This window comes from Protofrankia sp. Cj3, assembly GCF_917627355.1.
GTDB lineage: Bacteria > Actinomycetota > Actinomycetes > Frankiales > Frankiaceae > Protofrankia.
In genome coordinates this window covers 3,007-4,471 of the sequence record NZ_CAKJTR010000092.1, presented here as the reverse complement: position 1 = coordinate 4,471, position 1,465 = coordinate 3,007, and the positions used below count along the sequence as shown (strand labels likewise).

The window sequence follows — 1,465 nt, the reverse complement described above, 5'->3', positions numbered from 1 at the left end:
ATCCAGCACCCGGGGCCATCGTGTCGTGCTGAGCACCGCAACCTTTGACGGAGCGCTGCGAGTGACTGATCCGGCTCTTGCCCGCCATACGTTGACGCACGGCGTCGGCTCCGCCAAAGCCTATGGATGCGGCCTCCTCACCCTCGCCGCCTACCGGCCGCCAGCCGAAACCGGCGGATGACATGTGGTGGCTGGCCAACCCACAGGACCTCCATCGCATCGAAGACCGCGTCTCCACCCTGTATGTCGAGAAATGCCATATCGATCGGGACGACAACGCCGTCGTGCTCGTGACCCGCGAACGTACCGTCAGGGTTCCAGCCGCGTTTGTCGCGAGCTTGCTGATCGGCCCGGGAACCCGAATCACCAGCGGTGCCGTCCGGCTGCTCGCCGACTCCGGCACCGCCGTATGCTGGGTCGGCGATCGCGCGGTCCGCATGTACGCCGCCGGTCTCGGACCCAGCCGAGGCGCCGGGCTGCTCCTCCGTCAGGCATACCTGGTAACCCGCACCAAGGAACGCCTCGGTGTCGCGCGACGCATGTACGGCAAACGCTTCCCCGACGAAGACGTATCCCAAGCCACGATGCAACAGCTCCGTGGCCGGGAGGGCGCCCGCGTCAAGAAAATTTACCGACAGCACGCGGAACGCACCGGCATTGAATGGTCCGGACGCGCGTACAAACCAGGTGAACCCTACGCCGCCGGCGACGACATCAACCGGCTCCTGTCGGCGGGACACACCTGCCTCTACGGAATATGCCACGCCGCTGTCGTAGGAATAGGAGCCAGCCCGGCACTCGGATTCGTCCACACCGGCGGAGCCACCTCCTTTGTCCTCGACATAGCGGATCTCTACAAGGCGGAATACACGGTTCCGCTCGCCTTCGACCTCGCCGCCGCTGGCCGAACCGAGGAACGTGACATCCGGACCGCCTTCCGCGACCGCGTCGCCGATGGCAAGCTCATGGCCCGCATTGTCCGCGATATCAAAGATCTGCTTCTCGGCGAAGGAACGGATATCGACGACCAAGATGAACTTCACCTGTGGGACGAGGTCAACGACCGCGTCCCCGGCGGGGTCAACTGGGCCATCGACATGGTCGACAGCTGGGATGACGTCAGCTTTCTCGGCATCACAGGCCCGGACATCGACGACCACCGGCCGCCGCTGTGACCGTCATCGTCCTCATAGCAGTGGCCGACGGCCTGCGCGGGCACCTCACCCGATGGATGATCGAGATAACGGCCGGTGTGTTCGTCGGCAACCCCAGCGCCCGGGTCCGCGACCGACTTTGGACCGTCCTGACCGCTCGCGTCAACGACGGCCAGGCAGTCATGATCGAACCAGCCAACAACGAACAAGGCTGGACCGTCCGCACCGCTGGCCGCGATCGAGGCTACCCCGTCGACTACGACGGACTGATACTGTTTGCCCGTCCACGCCGCTAAAGCCGCAGGTCAGCG

At 65.1% G+C, this 1,465-nt stretch carries 3 protein-coding genes; all 3 read left to right on the top strand.

Features of this window, described 5'->3' with window-relative positions; genetic code table 11:
* Positions 1 to 181: type I-E CRISPR-associated protein Cas6/Cse3/CasE (locus tag MJ783_RS13845; RefSeq protein WP_239310849.1), on the top strand; the 181-nt coding region annotated here is incomplete at its 5' end.
* 1 nt (position 182) lies between these two features.
* The gene (gene cas1e, locus MJ783_RS13840; RefSeq protein ID WP_239310848.1) at positions 183 to 1,175 is read left to right on the top strand and encodes a type I-E CRISPR-associated endonuclease Cas1e; all 993 of its coding nucleotides are present in this window, start codon (positions 183 to 185) and stop codon (positions 1,173 to 1,175) included.
* The gene (gene cas2e, locus MJ783_RS13835; RefSeq protein ID WP_239310847.1) at positions 1,172 to 1,450 is read left to right on the top strand and encodes a type I-E CRISPR-associated endoribonuclease Cas2e; all 279 of its coding nucleotides are present in this window, start codon (positions 1,172 to 1,174) and stop codon (positions 1,448 to 1,450) included. Before cas1e ends, cas2e begins: the two co-directional genes overlap by 4 nt.
* Positions 1,451 to 1,465 lie beyond the last annotated feature (15 nt).